At 29.2% G+C, this 2,979-nt stretch carries 3 protein-coding genes and 2 pseudogenes; all 5 read left to right on the top strand.

All coding sequences use genetic code 11. The annotated features are described in order from the left end of the window. Nucleotides 1-81 precede the first annotated feature (81 nt). The 5 genes and pseudogenes from ACMOUI_RS08180 (at nucleotide 82) to ACMOUI_RS08160 (ending at nucleotide 2,831) form a co-directional block, all read left to right on the top strand. Nucleotides 82-270, top strand: coding sequence for a hypothetical protein (locus ACMOUI_RS08180; RefSeq protein WP_418965235.1), 189 nt, complete (start codon nucleotides 82-84; stop codon nucleotides 268-270). Further along, nucleotides 267-650: a transposase gene (locus ACMOUI_RS08175; protein WP_418965234.1), complete on the top strand. Its 384-nt coding sequence runs from the start codon at nucleotides 267-269 to the stop codon at nucleotides 648-650. The genes ACMOUI_RS08180 and ACMOUI_RS08175 overlap by 4 nt, the downstream gene beginning before the upstream one ends. Next, nucleotides 583-990: a transposase gene (locus tag ACMOUI_RS08170; protein WP_418965233.1), complete on the top strand. Its 408-nt coding sequence runs from the start codon at nucleotides 583-585 to the stop codon at nucleotides 988-990. The genes ACMOUI_RS08175 and ACMOUI_RS08170 overlap by 68 nt, the downstream gene beginning before the upstream one ends. 153 nt (nucleotides 991-1,143) lie before the next feature. Next, nucleotides 1,144-1,341, top strand: a pseudogene (locus tag ACMOUI_RS08165) (IS5/IS1182 family transposase); the annotation flags it as partial. Between the two features lie 101 nt (nucleotides 1,342-1,442). Next, nucleotides 1,443-2,831, top strand: a pseudogene (locus ACMOUI_RS08160) (ISLre2 family transposase). The last annotated feature ends 148 nt before the right edge of the window (nucleotides 2,832-2,979 follow it).

Here is a 2,979-nt window from a genome sequence, read left to right as displayed (position 1 = left end):
AGGCTGTAGACAAGTAACTGTCTACAGCTTTTTTTTTGGTTTTTTGGTATAATATTTTTAAATGAGGAGGCGATTTAATTTATGATGGGAATTAAAAATATTGATGAAAGAAGTACTATTAAATCTATTAACTTGGATAATCTTGTTCCTGAAAATCATATCATTAGAAAAATTGACAAAGCTATTGATTTGTCATTTATTTATGATAAAGTTAGAGATCTATATAGCCCTTATGGAACTGAAAGTATAGATCCAATAGTTCTATTATGATCCAATATATTTTTGGAATTCGTTCTATGAGGCAAACCATTAAAGAGATACAAGTTAATATCGCATATAGATGGTATATTGGTTATGGATTTGATGAACAGATTCCTCATTTTTCAACTTTTGGTAAAAATTACAAAAGACGATTTGAAGGAACTGATATTTTCGACGAAATTTTTAAACAAATTCTTACGGAAGTTACTAAATGTAGCTTTCTTGATGAAGAAAATGTATTTGTTGATGGAACTCATATAAAAGCAAGCGCTAATAATAAAAAAAGTATCAGTAAATTTGTTGAAGTTAGCGCTAAATTCTATGAAAAATCTCTTCAAGAAAAAATCTCTAAAGATAGAGAAATTAATAAAAAAAACTTTAAATTTTGATGAAAAAACTGATATAAAAAGAATTAAAGTAAGTAAAACTAACTCGGAATGTGGAGTATTCCATAAAGGTGAGCACAAAAAAGTATTTGCATATAGTGCGAAAACAGCCTGTGATAAAAATAATTTTGTTTTAGGGTTTGTTTTAACTCCTGGAAATTACCATGATTCTTCATCTTTTGCAGAGATTTATCAGCAAGTGATAACTTCTTATCCTAATATTAGCACTATCGTTGCTGACTCAGGATATCGAACTCCTGCTATAGCAAAATTAATAATAGATGATAATAGAACTCCAATTTTCCCGTATAAGAGACCTATGACAAAAGATGGCTTTTTTTAAAAATACGAATATGTTTATGATGAATATTATGATTACTACGTTTGTCCTAATAATGAGGTATTGAAATATAGTACTACTAATAGAGAAGGCTATAAAGAATATAAAAGTAATCAAAAAATTTGTAAAAAATGTTAGTTTTTAGAAAAATGTACAGGAAGTAAAAATAAGACTAAAATAGTTACTAGACATGTATGGGAAAATTATTTAGAGAAGGTAGGAGATACAAGACATACAATAGGAACTAAAGAGATTTACTCTCTTAGGAGTCAAGAGTTTTTGCTGACGCGAAAGATGAGATACACACAATATAGAGGGTTAGCGAAAGTAAAAATGGAGCTTACGATAGAGTAAAATATTTGTAGGTAAATTTTCCAAAAAAATAAAAATGAGACTTCTCCTTATGGTAAAATCTTTGTACCAAACAAAAAACTTACCAACATAAGGAGAGCCTCATGAAAAATATTATACTACAATTTATCAAAAATTCAATTAATTTAGCTAATTATTCTGATTTTTTTTCTTTAGTTTCTTTTTTCAATGACAATATTAATACTGTTGGTATTGAAATTCTTAGACTAATACTTGAAGAACATGATTTAAAAATCAAGAAATCTTTCGCCAGAAAGAGAGCTTGGGATATTGTTAGGATTAATACTAGGACTATCTTTACTCCTCTTGGTAAATTAACTTTTAAACATACCTATTATCGTAACAAGAGGACTAAACAATATGCATATCTTCTGGATCAAGCGCTGAATATCTCTAAGTATCAAAGGCTTGAGACTGTTCTTCAAAGTAAAATTTTAGAACTTACTAACTACCTTTCTTTTGAAAATACTGGAAAGCTTGTTTGTGATTCAGAAAATTTTACTAAACAAACTGTCAAAAAAATCTTAGATAAGTATGCGCATGCTGATATTAAGGTTAAAACACCATAAAAGAAGCGTGAAGTTGAATATCTATATATTGAAGCTGATGAAGATCATGTAGCCTTACAACGTGATGAGAGAAGGTCTGTATTAAACAAACTTATCTACGTTCATGAAGGTAAAGTTAGAGAGTCATCTAAAAGAAATTATCTAAAAAACAAATATATTTTTGCTAGTAACCAAAAGAAATCTGATGATTTATGGATTGATGTCTATGATTATCTTGATAGAACTTACAATCTTGATAAAATCAAGCAGATATTTATCTTAGGAGATGGCGCAAGATGGATTAAAACCTCTTTAGATTGGATTGATAGAGCAACGTATACTCTTGATAGTTTTCATTTAAACAAGGCTATTCTAATAGCTTCAGGTGGAAAAAACAACAAAGAAGACTACGAATATTTAAAGAAACTAGTATATTCAAAGGCTAAGGATACATTTAGCAGATCTGCTTTACAAATGATTGAAAAAGAAACTAACGAAAAAAAGAAAACAAGAAGATTAGAGATTTTGGGATATATTAAGAATCAGTGGGAAGGAATTGAGAATTTTTTAGATAATCGTGAAAAACATAGTCTAGGGTGCAGTGCAGAAGGTCACGTAAGCCATATTTTAGCTTCTAGAATGAGCAGCCGTCCATTTGGTTGGAGTAGAACAGGACTAGAAAATATTACCAAATTAAGAGTAAATCTGTTAAATGGAGCAACAAGAAAAGAATTAGCGGCTGACTTAAGAAGAGCAGAGCGAAAAATCGCTTTAGAGAAGAAAGAAATCGTTGAAAACATTGAGCGTATAAAGAAAATACCAAGGGTAACAGTTGAAAATATACCAGTTTTAAATATTGGGCAAGTAAATTCAGTTTTTTGCATGATGAAAAAATTGAGAGATTCCAGTAAAACTGTATACTAAAAATTTTTGAAAAAAATTTACCTACAAATTCTTGACGCTATCGGAGCTTACTCTCAAATTTGCATGTATGAATTTAAAAAAATTAGCAATGTGGAAGTTCGGAAAAGACTTCCTCAATACAAATTTCTACAAAAATACCCCCAAATTT

Origin of the sequence: Cetobacterium sp. (assembly GCF_048470075.1) — a bacterium.
GTDB lineage: Bacteria > Fusobacteriota > Fusobacteriia > Fusobacteriales > Fusobacteriaceae > Cetobacterium_A.
The sequence above is the reverse complement of the archived record's forward strand: the minus strand, read 5'-3'. Positions and strand labels throughout refer to the sequence as shown.